Below are 24,971 nucleotides of genomic sequence, written 5' to 3' on the forward strand. Positions count from 1 at the left end.
ACCTCACATCCGGAAGACGCCGAAACCGGTGCCGTCGTAGCGGGCTCCGGCGACGGTCTGGGAATGCACGGCCGACAGGCACAGGCCGAGCACCGTGCGCGTGTCCCTCGGGTCGATCACCCCGTCGTCGTAGAGGCGGCCGGAGAGGAACATCGGCAGGGACTCGGCCTCCACCTGGGCCTCCACGGCGGAGCGCAGTGCGGCGTCGCCGTCCTCGTCGTAGGGCTGGCCTCGGGCCTGGGCCGCGTTGCGGGCGACGATGGACAGCACCCCGGCGAGCTGCTGCGGTCCCATCACGGCCGACTTCGCGCTGGGCCACGTGAACAGGAACCGGGGATCGTAGGCGCGACCGCACATGCCGTAGTGCCCCGCACCGTACGAGGCTCCCATGAGGACGGACAGGTGCGGAACCCTGCTGTTGGACACGGCGTTGATCATCATGGCGCCGTGCTTGATGATGCCGCCCTGCTCGTAGTCCGCGCCCACCATGTAACCCGTGGTGTTGTGCAGGAACACCAGTGGGGTGTCGCTCTGGTTGGCGAGCTGGATGAACTGCGCGGCCTTCTGCGACTCCTCGCTGAACAGCACCCCGCGCGCGTTGGCGAGCACGCCGACGGGATAGCCGTGAATCCGGGCCCAGGCGGTCACCAGACTCGGCCCGTACAGCGGTTTGAACTCGTCCACATCGGAGTCGTCGACCACCCTGGCGAGCACGTCCCTCGGGTCGAACGGCACCTTGAGATCGCCGGGCACGATCCCGAGCAGTTCCTCGGGGTCGTGCCGCGGAGGCAGCGACCGTTCCGGCGCGGGACCGCGTTTGCGCCAGTTCAGCCGCCGCACGATGCCCCGGCCGAGGCGCAGCGCGTCGACCTCGTCGCGGGCCAGGTGGTCGGCCAGCCCCGAGGTCCGCGCGTGCATGTCCGCACCGCCGAGCGACTCGTCGTCGGACTCCTCCCCGGTGGCCATCTTCACCAGCGGCGGGCCGCCGAGGAAGACCTTCGAGCGGTTCTCCACCATCACGACGTGGTCGGACAGGCCCGGCACGTACGCGCCGCCCGCCGTGGAGTTGCCGAACACGAGCGCGATGGTGGGGATGCCAGCGGCCGACAACCGGGTCAGGTCGCGGAACAGCCTTCCGCCGGGCACGAAGATCTCCTTCTGGCTCGGCAGGTCGGCGCCACCGGACTCGACGAGGTTGATGACGGGCAGCCGGTTCTCCAGCGCGATGTCGCAGGCGCGAAAGATCTTGCGCACGGTCCAGGGGTTGCTCGCCCCGCCGCGCACGGTGGGATCGTTGCCCACGATCAGGCACTCGACGCCCTCCACCACGCCGATGCCCGTCACGACGCTGGCCCCCACCGGGTAGTCGCTGCCCCACCCGGCCAGCGGTGACAGTTCCAGAAACGGCGAGTCCGGGTCGAGCAGCAGTTCGATGCGCTCGCGCACGAGCAGTTTGCCCCGGTCGCGGTGCCGCCGGACGTACTTCTCGCCGCCGCCCGCCACGGCCTTGGCGTGTTCGGCGTCGAGTTCGGCGAGCTTGCCCAGCATCGCGTCGTGATTGGCCGCGTAGTCCTCCGAGTTGGTGTCGACCACCGAGTTCAGGATCGTCATGCGGTGAACCCCAGTCGCTTGGCCGCCAGCTCTGTCATGATCTCGGTGGTTCCGCCTCCGATGCCCAGAATGCGGAGATCGCGGTAGTGGCGTTCCACCTCGGACTCGCGGGAGTATCCCAGCCCGCCGTGCAACTGCACCGCCTGGTCCACCACCCAGCTTCCCGCCTCCACCGCCGTGTTCTTGGCGAAGCAGGTCGGCGCGATCACGTCCTCGCCCGCGACGGACCGCAGCGCGACCTGCCGGACGTAGGTTCGGGCGATCTCCACCCGGCGGGCCATCTCCACGAGCGTGTGCCGCACCGTCTGCCGGGACAGCAGCGGGCGGCCGAAGGTCTCCCGCAGGCGGCACCACCGCACGGTGAGGTCGAGTGCGCGCTGCGCGGTGGAGTACGCCTGGGCGGCCAGCGTCAGCCGTTCGGCCACGAACTGCGTGGCGATCTGGGCGAAGGCGCCGTTCTCGGGCCCGACCCGGTGAGAGACCGGCACGCGGACGTTGTGCAACGCCAGCTCGGCGGTGTCGGAGCAGTGCCAGCCCATCTTCTCCAGCCTGCGGCTGACGGCGAAGCCCGGCGTGCCCTTCTCGATCACCAGCAGCGACAGCCCGTGCGCTCCCGGCTCGCCGGTGCGCACGGCCGTGGTGACGAAGTCGGCGCGGCAACCGGAGGTGACGAACGTCTTCGCCCCGTTGACGACGTAGTGCTCGCCGTCGCGCACCGCCGTGGTGCGCAGCGACGCGACGTCCGAGCCGCCGCCGGGTTCGGTGATGGCCAGCGCACCGATCAGTCGCCCCGCCAGCGTGGGGCGCACCCAGCGGTCGAGCTGCCACTCCCGCCCCTGCGCCACCAGGTGCGGCACGGCGATCCCGGCGGTGAACAGCGACGCGACCAGACCACCGGAGCCGCCGGCCTCGTGGATCGCCTCGGTGACGGTGAGCGCGTCGACGAGGTCGCCGCCGGAGCCGCCCGCGCTCTCGGGGAACGAGATCCCCAGCAGACCCAGCTCGGCGGCTCTGGCGTGCAGCGCCCGGGGCAGTTCCCCGGCGCGCTCCCAGTCGTCGAGGTGCGGCGTGATCTCCCCGGCCACGAACCGGGTGACGGTCTCGCGCAGCGCCCTGCGTTCGGGGGTGGCGAACGGGTCGCTCACAACAGCACCTCCGGCACGTCGACCTCCCGGGCCCGCAGCCACTCCCCGAGTGCCTTCGCCTGCGGGTCGAACCGCGCGCGTGACGCGACACCCTCGCCGAGCAGACCCTCGATCACGAAGTTCACGGCCCACAGGTTCGGCAGCGCGTACCGGCGCACGGGCAGGTCCGCCACCTCGGGCAGCAGGGCGCGCACCGCATCGGTGGTGAGGGCGTGGGCGAGCCAGCGCCACGCCCGTTCGGAGCGCACCCACACCCCGAGGTTGGCGCTGCCGCCCTTGTCCCCGCTGCGGGCGCCGATCACGGTGCCGAGCGGGACCCGCCGCGTCGGCCCCGGCGGCGGTGGCTCGGGCAGCGGCGGCTCCGCGACGTCGGCGAGCGGCAGTGTGCCGCCGGGCGCGGGGATCTCGACGCGCTCGCCCGAAGGCAGCACGGCGGTGTGCGGGACGGCCCAGGCTCGCACGAACGCGTCGGTGAAAGCGCCGTAGGGATCGGCCCTGCCCGGCGGGGCGGTGAGGTGGAACCCGGGATAGCTGGACAGGCCCAGTTCCACGGCCGCGCCGCTGAAGGCCCGGCCCACGACGTCCGGGTCGGGGTCGGTCACCGCGCAGTGCAGCAACGCACTCGCGGTCTCCTCCGTCGCGGCGTCGGCGTGGTCCGTGCGGGCCAGTGTCCAGCGCGTCGACGCGGGAGGGCGGCTTGCCAGCGCGGTGTCCAGCTGCTCGCGCACCAGCGCGGCCTTCGCGTCGATGTCGAGGCCGGTGAGCACGAAGGTCACCTCGTTGCGGTGCCCGGCGAGGCGCGTACACCCCACCTTCAGCTCGGGCGGCGGTGGCTCACCGCGCACACCGCTGATCCGCACGCGGTCGGCTCCGGCCTGCTCCAGGAGCACGGTGTCGAAGCGGGTCGTCACGTCCGGCCCGGCGTAGCGCGGGCCCGCGATCTCGTACAGCAGCTGGGCGGTGACGGTTCCGGTCGTCACGGCTCCGCCGGTGCCGTCGTGCTTGGTGATGACGCTGGACCCGTCGGCGGCGAGTTCCGCGATCGGGAACCCGGGAAGGCCGGCACCGCGGTGCTCGGTGAAGAACGCGTAGTTCCCGCCGGTGGCGTGCGCGCCGCACTCCAGCACGTGGCCCGCCACGACGGCTCCCGCGAGCGGGTCGTGGTCGGCCGGGGTCCAGCCGAAGTGCGCGGCGGCGGGGCCGACGACGAGCGAGGCGTCGGTGACCCGGCCGGTGACCACCACGTCGGCCCCGGCCCGCAGGCACTCCGCGATGCCGAACGCACCGAGGTAGGCGTTGGCGGTCACGGGCGGGGCGGCCGGGTCGAGGCCCAGCTCGGCCTCCCTGCCACGCAGGTCGTCGCCCTCCACGTGGGCCACGGAGACGTCGAGGCCGAGGCGGTCGACAAGCTGCCGCAGCGCCGCCGCGAGCCCGGCGGGGTTGAGCCCGCCCGCGTTGCTGACCACGCGCACGCCCCGTTCGGCGGCCAGGCCGAGCGCGTCCTCCAGCTGCCGCAGAAAGGTCCTGGCATAGCCGCGCGCCGGATCGGCGAGCTGGTCCCTGCCGAGGATCAGCATGGTCAGCTCGGCGAGGTAGTCGCCGGTCAGCACGTCGAGTTCACCGCCGGTCAGCATCTCGCGGACGGCGGCGAAGCGGTCGCCGTAGAAGCCGGAGGCGTTGCCGATCCTGATCACGACGTCCGCCCCGAGGGTTCCCGGCCGGGGCCGGGCATGCCCGCGAACGCCTGCGCGAGGGTCAGCCAGTGTGCGGCGTCGTCGCCGGTGGCGGTGAGATCGGTGTCCGCCCGGTGTACGCGCTGGGTGACGAGCAGGCAGAAGTCGTGCGCCGCGCCGGTGACGCGCTGGGCGGCGTCCTCAGGGCCGAACGCCCAGGTGCCGCCGCAGGGTGCGGCGAGTTCGATCCGGAACTCCCCCTCGGGTGCGGCGAGACCGTGGACGGCGAAGGCGAAGTCGCGGGTGCGCACCCCGAGCCGCGCGACGTGCCACAGTCTGCCGGTGGGAACGCGGACCACACCGAGCGCGTCGGCGACGTCCTGACCGTGTGCCCAGGTCTCCATGAGCCGCGCGGAGGCCATCGAGGCCACGCTCATCGGCGGTCCGTACCACGGCAGCCGGGCCCCGGCCGGGGCGTCGGCCAGTGCCGCGCCCAGCTCCGCGCGCCGCCGCCGCCAGGTGTCCAGCACCTCGGCCGGGGGCAGCGCCGCGCCGTCGGCGGCACCGTCGTCGACATGGGCCCCGCCGCGTTCGAGCGCGGTGGTGATCTCGTCGGGGAACCGCTCCGGGGTCCGCACGGCCAGCAGCGCCTTGCCGTCGGTCCAGCTCAGGTGGGCGATCTGGTGCGCGATCGTCCATCCCTCCGCGGGCGTGGGCCGGGCCCACTCCCCGGAGTCGAGATCGGCCACCAGGGCATCGACGTCCTGGCTTTCGGCGTCCAGGTCCCGCAGGACCGTGCTGACGTCCGCCACCGCCACGCTGCCACCTCCCCTGCCACGGCACCGTTGCCGGAGTCCAGCGTGACACCCCACCACCAAAGAATCAAGCACGCATGATTGTTTCGCGTGTGGTGCAATGGCAGCGAGAGCGCTGGCCCAGCAGCAGGGAGACCCACCGTGGCCGACCGCGAGTACACCCAGCTCACGTACGAGGCCGCCGACCGGATCGCCGTCGTCACCCTCGATCGACCCGAGGCCCGCAACGCCTACACCGTGACCCTCGCCGACGAACTCACCGCCGCGCTCGACCGTGCCGACCGCGACCCCGCCGTGCGCGCGATCGTGCTCACCGGCGCGGGACGGGACTTCTGCGTCGGTGCCGACCTCTCCGACGGCGGGTTCGACTTCGATGCCGCGACCGGACCCGACCCGGCGTGGCAGGAACCCGCGGGGCGGGTGTCGTCCCGCATCTTCGCGTCGAACACCCCGGTGATCGCCGCGCTGAACGGCGCCGCGGTCGGGGGCGGGCTCACCATCACCCTCGCCGCCGACTACCGGCTCGCGGCCACCGACTCCCGGTTCGGCTTCGTCTTCACCCGGCGCGGCATCTACTCGGAGGGAGCCTCCGCGTGGTTCCTGCCCCGGCTGGTCGGCATGGGCCGCGCGCTGGACTGGATGGTCAGCGGGCGGGTGTTCGGCGCCGAGGAGGCGCTCGCGGCCGGGCTGGTACAGCGGGTGCACGAGCCGGAGGCGCTGCACGACGCCGCTCGCGCGCTGGCCGCCGAACTGGCCGCCACCACCGCGCCCGTGTCGGTGGCCGTGACCCGCAGACTGCTGTACGAGATGTCCGGTGTGGACTCCCCCGGGCCCGTCCACGCACTGGACTCCCGGCTCATCGCGAGCATCCCGCACAACCCGGACGCGGTGGAGGGCGTGCTGTCGTTCCTCGGCAAGCGCGCACCGGAGTTCACCCTCCGCGTTCCCGGCGACCTGCCCGACTTCCTGCCCTGGCACCGGGCGCGACGTGAGGAGGACGAGACGTGACCGAGTACCCGGCGCAACCGTGGCGGCTGGCCGGCGAAGCCTGCGTGTCGGTGTGGATAATCCCCCGCAGCGCGCTGCCGAACCTCAGCGACGCGGTCACCCCGCTGACGGCGGGTGGCAGGGCCGTGGTGGTCACCGCCTGGATCGACTACACACCGCCGGGTCAGCTGCGCTACCACGAACTGCTCGCCACCGTCGCCGTGCGGCACGGCCTCGCGCCGGCGGGCAGCATCACCGAGATCTGGGTCGACAGCGCCACCTCACTCGCGGGCGGCCGGGCGCTGTGGAACATTCCGAAGGAGGCGGCCAACCTGGAGTTCGACCACTCCGTCGGCTTCACCGGTGCGGCCTCCACCGACACCGACTGGATCGCCACGGCCGCGTTCACGCCGCGTGGCCCGGCGGCACCCCGGACGGGTGCCCGGTTCTCGATCGTTCAGCCCGCCGAAGGCCAGCCGAAGGTCACTCCCGTGCGGGCATGGGCGCGGTTCCGGTCGGCGGCGAGCACCTGGACGGTGAATCCCGACGGCCCGCTCGGCTACCTCGCCGGACGCCGCCCGCTCGCCAGCGCCCACGTGTCCGACGCACGCCTGCTGTTCGGCACCGCCGAACGGTGACCCGTCCGCCACGCCCGGCCACCGTGAGGCCGCCCTCCGAGCTGGGCCGATACACTCGTCGCCGTGAGTGACGCGCTGGACGACTTCCACGAGGACCTGCCCGAGCAGATGCGCATCCGGCGAGCGAAGCTGGAGCGGCTGCGCGAGTCGGGCGTCGAGCCCTACCCGGTCGGGTATCCCCGGACGAGTTCCATCGGTGACGTGCGCGAACGGCACATCGGCCTGGAGCCCGACCACCACACGGGCGAGCGCGTCGCGATCACCGGCCGGGTCATGCTGTACCGCACGGGCGGCAAGCTCTGCTTCGCCACGATCCGTGACGACTCGGGCCAGGTGCAGGTCATGCTGTCGCTAGCCCAGGTGGGCGCCGAGTCACTCGACTCGTGGAAGAGCGACGTGGACCTCGGCGACCACGTCGGCATCACCGGCGAGGTCATCACCTCCAAGCGGGGCGAGCTCTCCGTTCTCGCGGACGAGTGGACGCTGACGTCGAAGTCGCTGCGGCCCCTGCCCGAGAAGCACAAGGGCCTCACCGACCCCGAGGCGCGGGTGCGCCAGCGTTACGTCGACCTGATCGTCAACCCGGAGTCGCGCCAGCTCGTCCGCCAACGCGCCGCCGCCGTGCAGGCCCTGCGTACCGGCCTGCTCGAACGCGACTTCCTCGAAGTCGAGACCCCGATGCTGCACCAGGTCCACGGCGGCGCCACCGCCCGCCCGTTCACCACCCACATCAACGCCTACGATCTCGACCTGTACCTGCGCATCGCACCCGAGTTGTTCCTCAAGCGGCTCGTCGTCGGCGGCATCGAGAAGGTCTTCGAGATCAACCGCTCGTTCCGCAATGAGGGCGCCGACTCGACGCACAATCCCGAGTTCACGATGCTGGAGTGGTACCAGGCCTACGGCGACTACCGCGACGGCATGGGCGTCACCCAGGACCTCGTCCGCAGGGCGGCGGAAGCCGTCTTCGGCGACCAGGTGGTGCGCAGTCCCCGCCACGGCGAGATCGACCTGTCCGGCGACTGGCCCGCCATCACCCTGTACGGGTCGGTCTCGGAGGCACTCGACGCGGACATCACCCCGCGCACCCCGCTCGACGTGCTGCGCAAGCACGCCGACGCCCGCGACATCACCTGGGACCCGGCGTGGGGCCCCGGCAAGTTCGTCGAGCACCTCTTCGAGGAGCTGGTCGAGCACACCCTGATCCAGCCGACCTTCGTGTGCGACTACCCCGTGGAGACCAGCCCGCTCACCCGGCAGCACCGCGACGATCCGCTGCTGACCGAGAAGTGGGACCTCATCGGTTTCGGCATGGAACTGGGCACGTGTTTCTCCGAGCTCGTCGACCCGGTGGAGCAGCGCAGGCGGCTCACCGAGCAGTCGCTGCTCGCCTCGGGCGGCGACCCCGAGGCGATGCAGCTCGACGAGGACTTCCTGCGCGCGCTGGAGTACGGCATGCCCCCGACGGTCGGCGCGGGCATGGGCATCGACCGGCTGCTCATGGCGTTCACCGGCAAGGGCATCCGCGACACCATCCTGTTCCCGATGGTCAAGCCCGTCTGACGGTGATGTCGCCGCGCGAGCGCGGGTACCGGCCCGGTGTCAGACGGACCAGTCCCGTCACTCTGTCGTGCTCTCCGGCCACGCGGGGACCGGTGTTCCACTGGCCACACGCGACACCCATTCTTGACGGCCGCAGAATCCGCTGTCGCTACTACCGGGTTTCTTGTCCCGTAGGCGGGTGTGCGGGGAGACGCCGCCCCGTCTTCGGCGGCGGGGTGGACGGGTGCTTCGCGGAAGCGAACTGCCTCGTGGCGATCAGGACCACGACGACCGCGAGCGGCACGATCCAGCCGCTCCAGCCGAGGATCGTCGCCTGTGTGGTGTCGACGTGCTCTCCCGCCTCGGCGAAAAGGAGGTAGGTCCCGCCCGCCCCGTTGAACGCGGCATGTGCCAGGGCTGCGGGCCACACGGATCCCGATCGGAGCCTCAGCCAGCCGAAGACCGCGCCCACCAGAACGCACATGCCGACCATCGCGGTCAAGCCGAGCCAGCCCGGTGCATCGGGGTAGTTGTACCCGAGGAGGATGAGCGGGGCGTGCCAAAGGCCCCAGATCACGCCGGAGACCAGGAGGGCTGGGAGTGTGCCGAGCGGCATCAGTTTCGGGAGCAGCCACCCTCGCCACCCGAGTTCCTCGCCCAGCGCCGGGATGAGGTTGAGCAACGCCGACAAGGGGAGTACGGCGATCTGGATGGCGATGAGCGCGCCGATTGGTAGCGGGATTTCGGCCGCTCCCGCGGTGCCCGCCTGCTCGTCGAGGGTCTGCTGGAACGCGGAGAAGTTCGTGAAGTCGGCCGGATAGACCCCCAGCAGCGCGCCGACCGGGAGCGCCACCACGACCAGCGCGATGGACACGAAGATTCCCAGCGCCGAGTAGACGAGAAATCTGCGAACCGGTCTGAGCGGCCACAGTCCGAGCGGCCACGCCTTCCGCTGCGGCCGCTCCATGAAGAACACGACGACGAGGGCGGCGATCGCGGGGGTCATCATCGTGGCGGTGGCCACGACGGTGAACCACGGGCTGGCGAGTCCGTCACCGAACCAGAGCGGGAGCGCGAAGAGCCAGGCGAGCGCGAACGCCATAGTGGTGAATACGCCGATGGTTCGCAGATCTCGGCCGCTCATGCGGGGTCCGCCACGGGGCGTGGTCGTCTTCGATTCGCCCGGAGATTCGATGGTCACGACATCCGCCCTTCGAGGAGGTGCAGACCGGCGATGGTGCGGTCGTCGCGGAACGTGATCCGCGCCGTGTAGTCGCCCGCCTCGAACGAGAGTGGCGTGTTCGTGATGGTCACGTCGCCGGCGCGGGTGGCCTCCGGCTCTCCACGCCCCTCGAAGGCTCCTGCCAGGCCGACGATCTGTGCCCACGCGGCCGCGAGCGCGTCCTCCGACAGGCCATCGCGCATGGTCGGATCGAACTGCTCGGTGACCCGCGTCCATTGCCCGGAAGCGAGGTCCTCGATCGTCGAGGAGGCCAGTTCGGCAACGCCGGAGAGTGGCGTGGTGTTCATGGGTTCTCCTGTTCTGGGATCGATCGGCTTGCCATAGCGCTGAAACGCCGCTTGCCTGCTCACGCCGAGCGCGTCACCGATGACCTGCCACGTAGCGCCGTTCTGGCGCGCCTGCTGCACGACGGCACGCACGACGTCATCGGCGGCCGCCTGCATGCTCACGGCACGCCCTATCGAGTCGGCCCAGTCGTCGTCCTTCGTCAGGACACGTGCCGCGAGGAACGCCTCCATGCGCGCTTTCAAGGACCGCAGCGCATCCGTCAACTTTTCTTGCACTTGTGAAGGATAGCTTTACAGCCGCACGGTGTGCCAGGAGGGTGCGCAACAATGCGCGACGCTGCCCCACCGGGTGCGTCCGCCCACGTCCGCCGCGCCGCCTCGCGGGACCGTCGCGCGGCGTGACCGCCGCCCACGACACGAGCGACCCGAGGTAACGACTCGCCTATATCTTGGGTGCTTCGCGTTCTCGAACCCCTACATGTAGGCTCCGATCACCGAGACCTGAGTACAACCGAACATCGGCCGAACTCGCGGGCGCTGCGCCCGCGAGGCGGTCGAGCACACCCTTGGGGAGTCGTCGAATGTCAGTGGAAACCGTCCCGTCCCGCCCCGGCACAGCTCGCCCGGTCCCGTGGGACCGGGTGGAGCGGGTCGTCCGGGAGGCCGTCGCGGGAGTGCCGGACACCTCGGCCGAGGCCGTTCTCGCGGAACTCAAGCGCGACGTCTACGACGGCATCGGCGCCGCCGACCTCGCGCTCGCGCAGGTCATGGCCGCGCGCACCCTCGTCGAGCGGGAGCCCGGCTACTCCTTCGTGGCCGCCCGGCTCCTGCTCGACGCGCTACGGGCCGAGGCGGTCGGCTACCTCGCGGGCGAGCACCGGCAACCCGACCACCCGGAGATGGCGGCCTCGTACGGCGACTACTTCCGGGACTACCTGCGGCGCGGCATCGAACTGCGCCTGCTCTCCGACGAGCTCGCGGACTTCGACCTCGACACGCTCACCTCGGCCCTGCGGCCGGAGCGCGACCTCGACTTCGGCCTGCTCGGGCTCCAGACGCTGTACGACCGGTACCTGCTGCGCGACCCGCACGCCGGCATCCCGTTCGAGCTGCCGCAGGCGTTCTTCCTCCGCGTCGCGATGGGCCTCGCGCTGCACGAGCCCGACCGCGACGCGCGGGCCGTCGAGTTCTACGAGCTGCTGTCCACGCAGCGGTTCATGGCCTCGACCCCCACGCTGTTCAACTCCGGCACGCGCAGACCGCAGCTGTCGTCGTGCTTTCTCACCACCGTCTCCGACGACCTCGCCGACATCTTCGCGAGCTACCGCAACAACGCCCTGCTCGCGAAGTACTCCGGCGGGCTCGGCAACGACTGGACACCGGTACGGGGGCTCGGCGCGCACATCCGGGGCACCGGCGGCTCGTCCCAGGGTGTCGTGCCGTTTCTCAAGATCGCCAACGACACGACGGTGGCGGTGAACCAGGGCGGCAAGCGCAAGGGTGCGGCCTGCGCCTACCTGGAGACCTGGCACATCGACGTCGAGGAGTTCCTCGACCTGCGCAAGAACACCGGGGACGACCGCAGGCGCACCCACGACATGAACACGGCGAACTGGGTGCCCGACGAGTTCCTGCGGCGGGTGGAGGCCGACGCGGAGTGGACCCTGTTCTCCCCTGACGAGGTCCCCGACCTGCACGACCTCTACGGCACCGCGTTCGCCGAGCGGTACCGGGCCTACGAGCGCGCCGCCGACGCGGGCGAGATCCGGGTCTTCCGCCGGGTCGGCGCGACACAGTTGTGGCGGCGGATGCTGACGATGCTGTTCGAGACCGGGCATCCGTGGATCACGTTCAAGGACCCGGCCAATCTGCGCTCGCCGCAGCAGCACGCGGGTGTCGTGCATTCGTCGAACCTGTGTACGGAGATCACGCTGAACACCGGCCCCGACGAGGTGGCGGTCTGCAACCTGGGCTCGGTGAACCTCGCCCGGCACGTCACCGCCGAGGGGCTCGACGGCGAGCAGCTGCGCCGGACCGTCACGACGGCGGTCCGCATGCTCGACAACGTGATCGACATCAACTACTACACGGTTCCCGAAGCGCGGCGCTCGAACCTGCGCCACCGTCCCGTGGGCCTCGGCCTCATGGGCTTCTCCGACGCACTCGCCGAGCTGGGGCTGCCCCAGGCTTCGGACGAGGCCGTGGAGTTCGCCGACCGCAGTGCCGAGGCTCTGAGCTATCACGCGATCGCCGCGTCGGCCGACCTCGCCGCCGAGCGCGGCGCCTACCCGTCGTTCGAAGGGTCGCTGTGGAGCCGGGGTGTCCTGCCGATCGACTCCCTGCGCCTGCTCGCCGAGGCGCGCGGTGCCGGCGAGCTGGACGTCGACACGTCCACCACGCTCGACTGGGACGGCCTGCGGGAGCACGTGCGCACGAGCGGAATGCGCAACTCCAACGTGCTCGCCATCGCCCCCACGGCCACGATCTCCAACATCTGCGGCGTGGGGCAGTCCATCGAACCGCTGTTCTCCAACCTGTTCGTCAAGTCCAACATGTCCGGCGAGTTCACCGTCGTGAATCCGCACCTCGTGCGCGACCTCAAGCGGCGCGGGCTGTGGGACGAGGACATGGTGGCGCAGCTCAAGCTGCACGACGGCGTCCTCGGGCCGATCGCGGACGTCCCCGACGACCTCAAGGCGCGCTACGCGACCGCGTTCGAGATCGACAGCCGCTGGCTGATCGACGCCGCGTCCCGGCGGCAGAAATGGCTCGATCAGGCCCAGTCACTGAACCTCTACCTCGCCGAGCCCAGCGGGCGCGCGCTCGACGCGCTCTACCGGCACGCGTGGCGCAGCGGACTCAAGACCACGTACTACCTGCGCTCCCGGGCCGCGACCCAGGTGGAGAAGAGCACGCTGTCCGGCACCGACGGCAGGCTCAACGCGGTTTCGGCCGCGGTACCCGCCACCGTCGCCGAACCCGAGCCCGCCGCGTGCCGGATCGACGAGCCGGACTGCGAAGCCTGCCAGTGACCGGCCCCGGAACCGAGACGAACTTACGAGAAAGGACACCGTTGAGCCAGGACCTCATTCTGGACTTCGGCGCCGCGCGCGTCGACGTGGACGACAAGGCGATGATCAACGCTCGCGCCGACGTCAACCAGCTGCTGCCCATGAAATACGGCTGGGCGTGGGAGAAGTACCTCGCGGGCTGCGACAACCACTGGATGCCCACCGAGGTGCCCATGCAGGCCGACATCGCGCTGTGGAAGTCCGCCGACGGCCTCAGCGAGGACGAGCGCGTGCTGCTCAAGCGCAACCTGGGATTCTTCGCCACGGCCGAGTCGCTGGTGGCGAACAACCTCGTGCTCGCCGTGTACCGGCACCTCACCAATCCCGAATGCCGCCAGTACCTGCTGCGGCAGGCGTTCGAGGAGGCCGTCCACACGCACACGTTCCAGTACGTGTGCGAGAGCCTCGGGCTCGACGAGGGTGAGTTGTTCAACGCCTACCGCGAGGTGCCCTCCATCGCGGCGAAGGACGCCTGGGCACTGCACTACACGCGCAATCTGGAGAACCCCGGGTTCACCACCGGCACGACCGAGGCGGACCAGGCGTTCCTGCGCGACCTCGTGGCGTTCTACGTCGTGTTCGAGGGCATGTGGTTCTACACCGGGTTCGTGCAGGTGTTGTCGCTGGGCAGGCGTAACAAGATGGTGGGGATCGCCGAGCAGTACCAGTACATCCTGCGCGACGAGTCGATCCACCTGAACTTCGGCATCGACTGCATCAACCAGATCAAGGCGGAGAACCCGCGGCTGTGGACGCCGGAGTTCGCCGCGCAGATCCGGGAGATGCTCGTCGAAGCGTGCGAACTGGAGGTGGCCTACGCCAGGGACACGATGCCCCGGCCGATGCTGGGCCTGTCGGCGGAGCTGTGCGAGCAGTACCTGCGGTTCATCACCGACCGCAGGGCGGCCCAGCTCGGCCTCGATCCGGTCTTCGGCCGCACGGACAACCCCTTCCCGTGGATGTCGGAGGCCATGGACCTGCGCAAGGAGAAGAACTTCTTCGAGACCAGGGTGACCGACTACCGCAGCGGGGCGGCGCTCGCCTGGGACTGAGAGCCACGCCCGCGCCGTTCGGGTTGCGACGTCTCCGCTGGTCGGTAGGCTGCACAGCCGAGCCGTGGCTGCCGCCGACCAGCGGACACGCAGAGTAGTACGAACTCTGCCCGAGCGTGGGACTAAACCACCCTTTGGGGCGGTAGACATGATGCGTGTTGCATGATGCGGTTGCATGGTTCCGGACCGAGGTCCGGAACCGACTCGTTCGAGATGCCCCGACCAGCTCGTCGACAGAGTGCGAGGTGAAGCGTGCCGGAACCTGGTGCCGAACCAGGCCCAGCTGACATCGCGCGCCGCTGGGCCGCGCGCCTGGCCGGACTCGACGGAATCGCGCTGCCCGCGCACGAACTGGAGACCCACCTGCTCGACCTCGCCCTGGAGGCGCGGGCCGAACTCGACTCGGCCCGCGCGGCACGCGACGACGCCGCCCGGCGCTTCATCGATCTCTACGCCGCCGCACCGGTCGGGGTCGCGCTCGGCGACGCCGACGGTCTCATCCGCGACGTCAACCCGGCACTGGTCCAGCTGCTCGAACACTCCCGCTCGCAGCTCGTCGGCACACCGCTGACCGATCTCGCCGCCACGGGAGCGGACGCGGAGGCGCTGGCCGCCGCGCTCGACACGGCGGCTCTGCCCGGCAGGCGCCCCCGCCGGGAACGGCTCAGCGTGTCGCACGCCAAGGACGGCCCGCTTCGGGCCAGGGTCACCGTGGCCACCCTCACCGGCGACACCGACGGTCTGCCGCACCCGGTCGTGATGGTGGAGGACGTCAACGACCTCGACCTGCTCGGTGAGCAGTTGCGCAGGCAGAACGTGGTGGACCCGCTCACCGGACTGCCGAACTCGTACCACTTCGAGAACGCGCTCGACACCGCGCTCGCCACCACACCGAGCGACGACGGCGAGCGCATCGGGCTGCTGTACTTCGACGTCGACGGCTTCAAGGTCATCAACGACGGTCTCGGGCCTGGCGCGGGCGACGAGGTGTTGCGGCAGGTCGCCCGGAAGCTGCGGACCCAGTTCACCGACCACGAGCCGGTGGTGGCCCGGCTCTCCGGCGACGGCTTCGCGGTGCTGCTGCGGGGCGTACTCGACAACGCCGAGGTCGTGTCGCTCGTCGAGGACACGATGCGCGAGCTGGCCGAACCGATCTATCTGGAGGGCAAGGGCATCGGCGTCAACGTCAGTGTCGGCATCGTGCTCACCGACACGGCGGGACAGACGCGCGAGGAGCTGCACCGCGCGGCCGAGATCACTCTGCACCGCGCCAAGGAGAACGGCAAGGCGCAGTGGATGCTGTTCGAGCGGGAACTGCACGACCGCGACCGCCGCCGGTACGGCATCGGCGCCGCGATCGGTGGCGGTCTGGAGAACGGCCAGTTCGGCGTCGACTACGAGCCCACGGTCACGCTGGACGACCGGCACCGCATCGCCGTGGTGAACGCCGTGCTGCGCTGGAACCACCCGGAACACGGCGTGCTCCGTGGCCGGGAATTCTTCCCCCTCGCCGACACCACCGGCATGACCCCGGCGCTGGGCGAGTTGCTGCTCACCCAGTCGATGGCCGACGCCGCGGCGTGGCAGCAGGAGTTCGACGGCGCTCCCGATCTCTGTGTGCGGCTGCCGACCCGGTTCGCGATCGACCCCAACCTGGTGCGCATCGTGCGCACCGAACTCGCGCGTACCGGACTCCCGCCGAACCGGCTGCGGCTCTGCACCGACAGTGCCGCGCTCACCGATCCGCGGGGCGAGGTTCTGGAGACCCTGTCGGTGCTGGCCGACCTCGACGTCAAGATCACGCTCGCGGTCTCCGGCGCCGCGGACCTGGAACTGATCCACCAGTACCGGCTGCCCGTCGGTTTCGTCATCATCTCCGGCTCGCTCGTGGACGCCCTCGCCGACGAAGGGCAGAGCGCCGAAGGCGCCCGGCAGCACCTGGCGACCCTGCTCGGCCGCGCCCGTGAGCTGGGTATCTCCCGCATCGGCGCGGACGGGGTGCGCAGCACCGAACACGCGCACCGGCTCGCCGAACTCGGCGTCGTCGCGGGACGGGGCAAGGTGTTCGGCGAGGAGGTCGGGGCCGGGACCATTCGATCAATGCTCGCGGAGCCGCCGGGCCGCGTGCGACCATGAGTGCCATGAAGCAGGGAGAGCTCGCGCCGGACTTCACACTGCCCGACAGTGACGGCGCACCACGGCGGTTGTCCGCGTTGCTGGCGACCGGGCCCGTGGTCCTGTTCTTCTACCCCGCGGCCATGACAGCCGGCTGTACCGCCGAGACGTGTCACTTCCGCGACCTGGCCGCCGAGTTCGCCGAGCTGAGTGCGCAGCCGGTGGGGGTGAGCGGCGATCCGGTGGACACCCAGCGCCGGTTCACCGAGGCCCACGAGTTCGGCTTTCCGCTGCTGTCCGACACCGACGGCGAGGTCGCCACGCGGTTCGGAGTGAAACGCAGCCTCGGTCCTCTGCGGACCAAACGCCAGACCTTCGTCATCGACACCGATCGCACGGTGCTCGCCGTGATCCGCAGTGAGTTCCGGATGTCCGTCCACGCCGACAAGGCCCTCGACGTCCTGCGGGCCCACCGGCGGGCGTGAGGCGCGGCGGGGGTACCCGGTGACCGAGATCCGCTTTCGCCTCCTCGGTCCGCTCACCGTCGACATCGACGGCCACGACGTCGCACTCGGAGGCCCCAAACCGCGGCTGCTGCTGGCCGCGCTGCTGCTGGAGGCCAACACCCCGGTCTCGACCGACACGCTCATCGACGTGGTGTGGCCCGCCGAGGCACCCCGTTCGGCCGCCGCGAACCTGCGCACCTACATCCACTCGCTGCGCCGGGCACTGGCGCAGGACCGGCTCGAACGCGGGCCGTCGGGCTACCGGGTCAGAGTCGCGCGGCACGAGCTGGACAGTACGGTGTTCGCCGACCACGTGACGGCGGCCCGCGACGCGATGGCCCGCGACGACCCGGCCACCGCACTGGACGAACTGGCGGCGGCCGAATCGCAGTGGCGGGGAGATCCGCTGCCCGACCTGCCCCACCACCACACGTGGGAACCCGCGCTGACCCGGCTGGTCGAACTGCGCCTGTCGGCGCGCGAACTGCGGGTCCGCGCCCGCTTCTCGCTCGGCGAACACCGCGCCGCGATCCCCGAACTGCGCGAGCTCGTGGCCGGGCACCCGCTGCGCGAGGAGCTGTGGGCACAACTCGTCGTCGCGCTCGACCGCTGCGGCAGGCGCGCGGAGGCACTGGACGCCTACCACGAGGCCGAACGGGTGCTCCGCGAGGAACTCGACGCCGCACCGGGGCGCACCCTGAACGCCGCGGGCGCGGCCCTGGCCTCGCCCGCCGCCCCGCCGCCACCACGCCGTGCCCCGGCAGGCGGCCGGTCCCTGTGCCAGCTCCCCCTCGACCTGCCCGATCTCACCGGGCGCGAGGCCGAGATCGCCGAACTCACCGCCCTCGCGCGGCGGCGCAGGTCCGCGAACGCGCCCACCGTCGTCGTCCTGTCCGGACAGCCCGGGGTGGGCAAGTCCAGCCTCGCCGTCCACGTCGCACACCAGCTGCGCGGCGACTTCCCCGACGGGCACCTGCACGTGGACCTCGCGGGAACGTCGACCGAGCCGCGCTCACCGCACGACGTGCTGGCGGAGTTGCTGCGATCACTCGGCACCCCGGAGTCCGCGTTGCCACCCACCGAGGCGGAACGCGCGGCGGCACTGCGCTCGGCCTTGTCCGCGGTGTCGTTGTGCCTCGTCTTCGACGACGCGGCGAGTGCCGCGCAGGTGCGCCCACTGCTGCCCGGCGCAGGCACCTCCGCCGTCATCGTGACCACCCGCGCGCGCCTTCCCGACCTCACGGGAGTACACCACCTCGGCCTCGACGTGCTCGGCCCGGATGCCGCGCGACAGTTCTTCACGCGCCTCGTCGGCGCTCGGCGCGTCGCGGGCGAACCGGACGCCGCCGACGAGATCGTGCGACGCTGCGGGCGGCTGCCGCTCGCGTTGCGGGTGGCGGGTGCGCGGCTGGCCCACCGCAGGCACCTGTCACTGGCACTGTTCGCGGAGCGGGTGGCCGACGAACGCCGCAGGCTCGACGAGTTGCGCGTCGGCGAACTCGCGGTGCGAGCCTGTGTCGAGCTGAGCTACGCCCGGCTCCGCCCCGCCACCGCGGCCGTGTTCCGCCGGCTGGGCACTCTCGGGCCCGTCAGCTTTCCCTCGTGGGCGGCGGACGCGGTGCTCGGCACCGACGGGGACGAGGCACTCGACGAACTCGTCGACGCCCACCTCGTGGATCTGGTGGGCACCGACGCCACCGGTTCGGCCCGTTACCGGATGCATGACCTGCTGCGGTGCTACGCCACCGACCGTGCCGACGAGGCCGATCACGACAGTGTGCGCCGCATGGTCGAGGGCTACTACACGATCGCCGCCACCGCCGCCGCGCGCATGCCCGTCCGGTTCTTCGGTGTCACCCCGACTCCGGTGCCGGACGGGTACTGGCAGCCTCCCGGGCTCGACCGGCTGGTGCGCGACCCGGTGGCGTGGTTCGACGCGGAGCACGCCACGGCGGCGGCTCTGGTCGAATGGGGCACCCGGCAGGATGCCGACGGCCCGGCCTGGCGACTCACCACGGCACTCACGCCCTACTACGACCTGCGCAACCGCTGGGAGGACTGGCTTCGCACGGGGCAGCTCGCCCTCGAGGCCACCCGCCGCGCCGACGACCCGCACGGCGAGGCGATCGTGCTGCGGGACCTCGGGCAGGTTCACGTGTACCAGGACCGCTACCGCGAGGCGGTCGAGCTGTTCGAGCGAGCGGTCCGGCTGTTCCGGACCACCGGCGACCCACAGGGTGAGGCCGTGGCCCTCGCGGGACTCGGCACGGTGGCCCGGATTCGCGGCGAGCGCCACCACGCACTCCGCCACAGCCGCAGAGCGCTGGCGCTGTTCACCACCGCAGGCGATCTCTACGGTGAGGCCGTGGCCCGTATCGCCGTCGGCACCGTGCAGCTGGCGGAGGGCAGGCTCGACGAGGCCGAGGCCACCTTCGCCGAGTCGTACGCCCTCGCCTCGGCCATCGGTGACCGGCACCGCGCGGCGCACGTCCTGCAGCGGCAGGCCCTGCTGTACCGCGAGCGGGGCAGGCTCGGCGCCGCGCGCCAGCGGCTCGACCAGGCGATCGCGGTCTTCGACGACCTCGGGGACGACCACTGCGCGGGCTACGCACAGCAGAGCCTCGGCGAACTGTGCCTGAGCAGCGGTGACCTGGCCCATGCGCAACTGCTGCTGGGCAACTCGCTGGCGGTACACCGCGGTTCGGGTGACCGGCGCTCGGAGGCGGTGGTGTCCCAGCGCCTCGGCGAGCTGCACGAGTCGCTGGGACACCACGCCGCCTCCCGCGAGTACTACGAGCAGGCGCTGGCCCTCTGGCGGGAACTGGCGGCCTCTCCCCAGCAGTCGGTCGTCGAACAGCGCCTCGCGCGCGACGCCTGACACCCGGGCCTCCCACCGGGCTCACTCCATGACGACGTCCTCGGGAACGGGGGTGTCGCTGCGCAGCGCCTCGAACAGTGCCTCCGACTTGCCCGGGTCCCACTGTTCGGCCGACGCCGACGTCACCGGGACGGTGGTGGTGACCACACCGCCGTCACCGATGCCGCGCATGGCCCAGCCCAGCGCGACCAGGTGATGCAGGTGGTCGTCCGTGTCCAGGGTGAGCGCGTCGGGCACCGTGCCCAGCAGTGGCACCACGTCGAACGGGTTCAGCAGGGTCGCCGGACTGGCGATCTCCCCCGCGAGCGCGCCGATGAAGAGGCGCTGGTTGGCGACCCGGTCCAGGTCGGAACGGGGCGTGGACTCGCTGTAGCGCATGCGCACGAACCCGAGGGCTTGCGCCCCGTCGAGCGTCTGCCTGCCCTCCGGGATCACCACACCGGTCTTGCTGTCGCGCATCTCGGCCGGGATGTCGATCTCGACCCCGCCGATGGCGTCCACCACCTCGGCGAAGCCGCCGAAACCGATCTCGGCGTAGTGGTCGATGCGCAGCCCGGTGGCCTGCTCCACGGTCTGTGTCAGCAGCGGCGCGCCGCCGAAGGCGAACGCGGCGTTGATCTTGTTCGTCCCGTGGCCGGGAATCGGGACCTGCGAGTCGCGGGGCAGGCTCAGCAGCGTGGGTGCCGTGTCGTTGTCCGGGATGTGCGCGATCATGATCGTGTCGGTGCGCCTGCCGCCGGTGTCGCCGGTGGACAGCTCGGCCATGCGGTCCTCGTCGAGCCCTTCGCGCGAGTCGGACCCGACCAGCAGCCAGTTGGTGCCCTCCGCCGCGGCCGGCCTGCCCTCGTAGTCGCCGGGCAGCGCGTCGATGCGGTTGATGGAGAACTCCAGGTACAGCCACACCGCGCCGAGCAGCATCACGAACACCAGCAGCAGGCTCAGCAGCACTTTGCCGAAGGAGGGGCGCCTGCGCCGGGGCGAACGGCTGGGCGCGGGCGGGCGCCGGTCGGGCGGAGGCGGGGGCGGCTGCTGTCCCGGACGCGGCGCCACCCGGGTGGACTGCGGTGGGCGACCACCACCCCCACCCGGCACGGGCATCATCCCCGCCTGCTGATGCTGCCGGGGACCACGCGGGGGCCTGCGGCCCGGAGGCGGAGGCCGGTACCCGCCCTGGTTCCCGCCGTAGGTCATGGCCACTCCGTTCGATCGCGCCTGACTGGTGCACGCCTACCTAAGCGCATGCCACACAGACAGGACGCGCCATCCCCCCGATCGGTTGTGCCGACCATATGATCCATACCACTTGACGTCCTCCCCCGCCTGAAGGCGGGGGATTCCTCCTGCCGCGTGTGCGGCTCCGGTGGGTTCCTGTTTCAACGAGACGTGCTCCCCGCTAGGCGGAGAGGCTGACCGTCTCTCCGCAGGCGTTTAACCTCTCCGCCCGTCCGGCGGCGAGGATGTTCTTCGCGGCGTTCAAATCCCGGTCGTGCGTTGTTCCGCAGGGGCACGTCCATTCCCGGACATCGAGCGGCTTCTTGCTGTCTACCCGCCCGCACTCGGAGCAGGTTTGCGACGACGGGAACCACCGGTCGATGCGGTGCACGACGCGCCCGTACCGGACCGCTTTGCCGTCCAACATGCGCAGGAACGTTCCCCACGCGGCGTCGTGCACGGATTTCGCGAGTTTCGTGCGGGCCAGGCCGGACACGGCAAGGTCTTCGACGTAGATCGCTTGGTTGTCGCGGATCAACGCCGTGGTGTTCTTGTGTGCCCAGTCGGTGCGCGAGTCGCGAACCTTGGCGTGCGCCTTGGACACCCGCAGGCGGGCCTTGGCGCGGTTGTTGCTGCCCCGCTGCTTGCGAGACAGGTTCTGTTGCGCTTTGCGGAGCTTGCGCTCGGCGCGGCGCAGAAACTTCGGAGACTCGATCGTCTTGCCGTTGGACAGCACCGCGAACGTGGCCAGGCCGAGGTCGATACCAACCTCGGAGTCTGTCTCCGGTAATGGTTCGGGGCCGACGTTGACCACGAACGACGCGAAGTACCGCCCGGCTGCGTCCTTGATCAGTGTGACCGACGACGGCGCCGACGGCAGGTCCCGCGACCAGCGCACATCCAGGTCCCCGATCTTCGCCGCGTACAGCCGTCCGTTCGGTCGCAGTGAGAATCCGTTGCGAGTGAGCCGGATGGCTTGCCGGTTGTCCTTGCGGGACCGGAACCGAGGGCGCCCAACACGGCGGCCTCGGCGTTTGCCGGACATCGAGTCGAACCAGTTGCGGTACGCCGCGCGGGCGTCCTGGCACGCCTGCACCAACGCCACGCTGGCAACCTCGGACAGCCAGGCGCGGACCTCGGTTTTCTTCGCTTCGGTGACGACGCGACGTTGCACATCGGTGTCTGACAGGCGCTCGCCCGCTTCGTAGGCGTCCTGTCTGACGCGGAGCGCGTCGTTGTACACCACCCGCGCGCACCCGAACGCCTTGGCCAGCGCGATGCGCTGACCGGGCGTCGGGTAGACGCGGAAGTTGTACCGAAGCTGCATGGTGCCATGATAGCACCATGATTCGACTTGGCTTACGCCTACCCGATGACCTGCACCGCGAACTCACCAAGGCCGCCGAAACAGAAGGCCGGTCGCTGAACGCGCACCTGGTGTACCTACTCACCGCCGCGAATGCGGCTCCAGTGGAGGAGGTGCACCGCTGGGCACGCGAGGCCCGGAATTGATGCGCAAGCCCCGCCCTGAAGGACGGGGCTTGCGCGCTACGTTTCCCGGTCACGGCACCACAAGGCAGGTCAGAGCGGCAATTCGTACCGTTCCGGCGCCGCGCGGCCGAAGGCACCGGCCAGCAGGCCGTGTTCCGGCAGCAGGCCTGCGGTCTGGACCGCGAACTCCGCCGCCAGCCGGTTCCACACCGACCGGCGGCGCAGCAGCGCATGACTCTCCGCGGTGACGTCGAAGCGGGCGAGCCCGGCCGCGCGGGCGTCGGCGCGCCGGGCGTAACGGTAGGAGTCCACCGGGCGGGTCACGCGGTCGAGCACGCCGTGGGCGAGCAGCACCCGCCGCCCGGTGACCGGCTCCACGGGCTCGCCCTCCGGCGTCCACGGCGCGAACGCGCACACCCCGGTCACCGCCGGGTCGTCACACACGCGCAGGGCCACGCGACCGCCCATCGAATGCCCCACGAGCACCACCGGCAGCCCGGGGCGCTCATCGCGGATCCGCCGCAGTGCCCACCGGGCGTCCTCGACCGGGTGCCGGTCGGGCTCGTTCCAGCCGCGCACGCGGTTGCGCAGCATCCGAACCTCGAGCCCGTGTGCGGCGCCCGCCGCCCACACCGCCCGGGCGATCGGCACCATCCGCAGGTACGCGGGCCGCCACGGGCGCACCGCGTCGACGCCGTACTGCGCACCGCCGTGCAGCACCAGTGCCACGGCGGCGGGGCGGGTCCGGGCACGCCATCCGGACAGCGACGGGTCGCGCGCGGGCTCGCCGGGGCTCACGCGGCCGACCGTTCCGTGACGGTGAACTGCGTGCGGTGCAGTTCCGCGTACCGGCCCTCCGCCGCGAGCAGTTCCGGATGCGTGCCCCGTTCGACGATGCGTCCCTGCTCGACGACCAGGATCTGGTCGGCCGCGCGCACCGTGGACAGCCGGTGGGCGATGACGAGCGCGGTGCGGCCGTGCAGCGCGTCGGCCAGCGCCTCGCCGACGGCGGCCTCGGACTCCGAGTCGAGATGGGCGGTGGCCTCGTCGAGCACGACGACCCGGGGGCGGGCCAGCAGCAGGCGCGCGATGGTCAACCGCTGCCGTTCCCCGCCGGAGAGCCGGTAGCCCCGCTCCCCCACCACCGTGTCCAGGCGGTCGGGCAGCGAGTCCACCAGCTCGGCCAGCCGCGCCCGGCGCAGGGCGTCCCAGATCTCGTCGTCGGTCGCCTCGGGCCGGACGTAGGCCAGGTTCGCCCGGATGGTGTCGTGGAACAGGTGCCCGTCCTGCGTCACGACCCCCACCGTGCCCCGCAGGTCCTCGAAGGAGACATCCCGGACGTCGACACCGGACAACCGCACCGCGCCGGAGTCGGGATCGTAGAGTCTCGCCACGAGCGAGGCGATGGTCGACTTGCCCGCGCCCGACGGCCCGACCAGCGCCACCATCTGTCCTGGTTCGGCACGCAGGCTCACGCCGTGCAGCACCTCCTCGCCGCCTCGGGTGTCCAGCGTGGACACCTCTTCCAGCGAGGCGAGCGAGTAGCCGTCGGCCGAGGGGTAGGCGAACCGCACGTCGTCGAACTCCACGGAGACGTCGCCACCGGGCAGCGATACCGGATCGGGTCGCTCGGTGATCATCGGTTTGAGGTCCAGCACCTCGAAGACCCGCTCGAACGACACCAGCGCCGTCATGACGTCGACCCGGACGTTCGCCAGCGCCGTCAACGGGGTGTAGAGCCGGGTGAGCAGCAGCGCCAGCGCCACGACCGTGCCCGCGTCCAGCGTCCCGGTGAGCGCGAGCCACCCGCCCAGCCCGTAGACGAGCGCCTGCGCCAGCGCCGAGACCAGCGTGAGGCTGGTCATGAACCAGCGGGTCAGCATGGCGGTGCGCACGCCGATGTCGCGCACCCGGCTGGCGCGAGCGCCGAACTCGTCGGCCTCGGCGCGGGGCCTGCCGAACAGCTTCACCAGTGTGGCGCCGGGGGCGGAGAACCGTTCGGTCATCTGGGTGGTCATCGCGGCGTTGAGTTCGGCCGACTCGTGCTGGAGGTCGGCCATCCGCCTCCCGATCCGCCTCGCGGGAAGCACGAACGCGGGCAGCAGCAGCAACGCCAGGAGTGTGACCTGCCAGGACAGCGTCATCATCACCACGAGCGAGAGGGCCAGCTGGATGACGTTGGTGACGAGGCCCGACAGGGTGGCGGTGAAGGTGCGCTGCGCGCCGATCACGTCGTTGTTCAGCCTGCTCACGAGCGCGCCCGTGCGGCTGCGCATGAAGAACGCGATGGGCATGCGCTGTACGTGCTCGAACACCGCGCGACGCAGGTCGAGGATGAGGCCCTCACCGATGTGCGCGGACTGCCACCGCTCGGCCAGCCCCAGAACGGCGTCCACGACCGCGATCAGGGCGATGGCCACGGCAAGCCACACGACCGTGGCGGCGGCCTGCCCCCCGACGATGGCGTCGACGACCCGTCCCGCCAGCAGCGGTGTGCTCACGGCGAGCACGGCCGAGATCACCGTGAGCAGCAGAAACACCAGCAGGCGTCGCCAGTGCGGCCGGGCGAACCGGGCCACCCTGGCGACGGTGCCCCGGCGCAGGCCGCGAGGAGCGTCGGCGGAATTCATCGCCCCGCGCATCAACGACCACGTGTTGTCCACCGACCGACACCCCTTTCGCGACACGCCGTGTTCGGCACAACG

Annotated in this window: 19 protein-coding genes; 9 read left to right on the plus strand and 10 right to left on the minus strand. The window is 71.1% G+C overall.

Annotated elements, in window-relative coordinates:
• Positions 1-3 precede the first annotated feature (3 nt).
• Genes FFT09_RS03070 through FFT09_RS03085 form a run of 4 tightly spaced genes read right to left on the minus strand, consistent with a single transcriptional unit; the run spans position 4 to position 5,241 of the window.
• A complete protein-coding gene (locus FFT09_RS03070) occupies positions 4-1,611 on the minus strand; it encodes an acyl-CoA carboxylase subunit beta (RefSeq protein WP_138381763.1) in 1,608 nt (535 codons plus the stop codon).
• Complete coding sequence (locus tag FFT09_RS03075; protein WP_138381764.1) at positions 1,608-2,756, minus strand: acyl-CoA dehydrogenase family protein; 1,149 nt, start codon at positions 2,754-2,756, stop codon at positions 1,608-1,610. Before FFT09_RS03075 ends, FFT09_RS03070 begins: the two co-directional genes overlap by 4 nt.
• Entirely contained in the window at positions 2,753-4,450 is a 1,698-nt protein-coding gene (locus FFT09_RS03080; protein ID WP_081190650.1) for an acyclic terpene utilization AtuA family protein, read from the minus strand. The genes FFT09_RS03075 and FFT09_RS03080 overlap by 4 nt, the downstream gene beginning before the upstream one ends.
• Entirely contained in the window at positions 4,447-5,241 is a 795-nt protein-coding gene (locus tag FFT09_RS03085) for a TIGR03084 family metal-binding protein (protein ID WP_138382033.1), read from the minus strand. The genes FFT09_RS03080 and FFT09_RS03085 overlap by 4 nt, the downstream gene beginning before the upstream one ends.
• Positions 5,242-5,385: 144 nt before the next feature.
• On the opposite strand from FFT09_RS03085, the gene FFT09_RS03090 reads away from it, so the two are divergent.
• The 3 genes from FFT09_RS03090 to lysX all read left to right on the plus strand — a co-directional run bounded on the left by FFT09_RS03090 (position 5,386) and on the right by lysX (position 8,432).
• On the plus strand, positions 5,386-6,252 hold the full coding sequence (locus tag FFT09_RS03090) for an enoyl-CoA hydratase-related protein (RefSeq protein ID WP_138381765.1): 867 nt from the start codon (positions 5,386-5,388) through the stop codon (positions 6,250-6,252).
• Positions 6,249-6,869, plus strand: coding sequence for an acetoacetate decarboxylase family protein (locus FFT09_RS03095; RefSeq protein WP_138381766.1), 621 nt, complete (start codon positions 6,249-6,251; stop codon positions 6,867-6,869). Before FFT09_RS03090 ends, FFT09_RS03095 begins: the two co-directional genes overlap by 4 nt.
• A gap of 63 nt (positions 6,870-6,932) precedes the next feature.
• Entirely contained in the window at positions 6,933-8,432 is a 1,500-nt protein-coding gene (gene lysX / locus FFT09_RS03100) for a bifunctional lysylphosphatidylglycerol synthetase/lysine--tRNA ligase LysX (RefSeq protein ID WP_081190652.1), read from the plus strand.
• Positions 8,433-8,583: 151 nt separating this feature from the next.
• Here lysX and FFT09_RS03105 read toward each other — a convergent pair whose 3' ends face one another.
• Together FFT09_RS03105 and FFT09_RS03110 are read right to left on the minus strand one after the other, a co-directional pair.
• On the minus strand, positions 8,584-9,555 hold the full coding sequence (locus FFT09_RS03105; protein ID WP_138381767.1) for a CPBP family intramembrane glutamic endopeptidase: 972 nt from the start codon (positions 9,553-9,555) through the stop codon (positions 8,584-8,586).
• Between the two features lie 53 nt (positions 9,556-9,608).
• Positions 9,609-10,217, minus strand: a complete 609-nt coding sequence (locus tag FFT09_RS03110; RefSeq protein WP_244231195.1) for a DUF3887 domain-containing protein — start codon at positions 10,215-10,217, stop codon at positions 9,609-9,611.
• A gap of 305 nt (positions 10,218-10,522) precedes the next feature.
• On the opposite strand from FFT09_RS03110, the gene FFT09_RS03115 reads away from it, so the two are divergent.
• The 5 genes from FFT09_RS03115 to FFT09_RS03135 all read left to right on the plus strand — a co-directional run bounded on the left by FFT09_RS03115 (position 10,523) and on the right by FFT09_RS03135 (position 19,563).
• Positions 10,523-12,973, plus strand: a complete 2,451-nt coding sequence (locus FFT09_RS03115; RefSeq protein WP_138381768.1) for a ribonucleoside-diphosphate reductase subunit alpha — start codon at positions 10,523-10,525, stop codon at positions 12,971-12,973.
• Between the two features lie 41 nt (positions 12,974-13,014).
• Positions 13,015-14,064, plus strand: coding sequence for a ribonucleotide-diphosphate reductase subunit beta (locus FFT09_RS03120; RefSeq protein WP_138381769.1), 1,050 nt, complete (start codon positions 13,015-13,017; stop codon positions 14,062-14,064).
• Between the two features lie 252 nt (positions 14,065-14,316).
• Positions 14,317-16,200: a diguanylate cyclase domain-containing protein gene (locus tag FFT09_RS03125; RefSeq protein ID WP_138381770.1), complete on the plus strand. Its 1,884-nt coding sequence runs from the start codon at positions 14,317-14,319 to the stop codon at positions 16,198-16,200.
• Between the two features lie 5 nt (positions 16,201-16,205).
• Complete coding sequence (locus FFT09_RS03130) at positions 16,206-16,664, plus strand: peroxiredoxin (RefSeq protein ID WP_081190656.1); 459 nt, start codon at positions 16,206-16,208, stop codon at positions 16,662-16,664.
• A gap of 19 nt (positions 16,665-16,683) precedes the next feature.
• The gene (locus tag FFT09_RS03135) at positions 16,684-19,563 is read left to right on the plus strand and encodes an AfsR/SARP family transcriptional regulator (protein WP_138381771.1); all 2,880 of its coding nucleotides are present in this window, start codon (positions 16,684-16,686) and stop codon (positions 19,561-19,563) included.
• Positions 19,564-19,584: 21 nt separating this feature from the next.
• Here the strand turns inward: FFT09_RS03135 and FFT09_RS03140 are convergent, their stop codons facing one another.
• A complete protein-coding gene (locus tag FFT09_RS03140; RefSeq protein ID WP_208544343.1) occupies positions 19,585-20,754 on the minus strand; it encodes an LCP family protein in 1,170 nt (389 codons plus the stop codon).
• Positions 20,755-20,956: 202 nt separating this feature from the next.
• The gene (locus FFT09_RS03145; RefSeq protein ID WP_138381772.1) at positions 20,957-22,102 is read right to left on the minus strand and encodes an RNA-guided endonuclease InsQ/TnpB family protein; all 1,146 of its coding nucleotides are present in this window, start codon (positions 22,100-22,102) and stop codon (positions 20,957-20,959) included.
• 17 nt (positions 22,103-22,119) lie between these two features.
• Here FFT09_RS03145 and FFT09_RS23505 point away from each other — a divergent pair, with 17 nt between their 5' ends.
• The gene (locus FFT09_RS23505) at positions 22,120-22,287 is read left to right on the plus strand and encodes a toxin-antitoxin system HicB family antitoxin (protein WP_081190660.1); all 168 of its coding nucleotides are present in this window, start codon (positions 22,120-22,122) and stop codon (positions 22,285-22,287) included.
• 69 nt (positions 22,288-22,356) lie between these two features.
• On the opposite strand, the gene FFT09_RS03155 is transcribed toward FFT09_RS23505, so the two are convergent.
• Together FFT09_RS03155 and FFT09_RS03160 are read right to left on the minus strand one after the other, a co-directional pair.
• Entirely contained in the window at positions 22,357-23,064 is a 708-nt protein-coding gene (locus FFT09_RS03155) for an alpha/beta fold hydrolase (RefSeq protein ID WP_138381773.1), read from the minus strand.
• Positions 23,061-24,929 carry an ABC transporter ATP-binding protein gene (locus FFT09_RS03160; RefSeq protein ID WP_081190662.1) on the minus strand — a complete coding sequence of 623 codons (1,869 nt, stop codon included), beginning with the start codon at positions 24,927-24,929 and terminating at the stop codon, positions 23,061-23,063. Before FFT09_RS03160 ends, FFT09_RS03155 begins: the two co-directional genes overlap by 4 nt.
• Positions 24,930-24,971: the final 42 nt, after the last annotated feature.

The sequence above is a fragment of the Saccharomonospora piscinae genome (genome assembly GCF_005862235.1).
GTDB lineage: Bacteria > Actinomycetota > Actinomycetes > Mycobacteriales > Pseudonocardiaceae > Saccharomonospora > Saccharomonospora piscinae.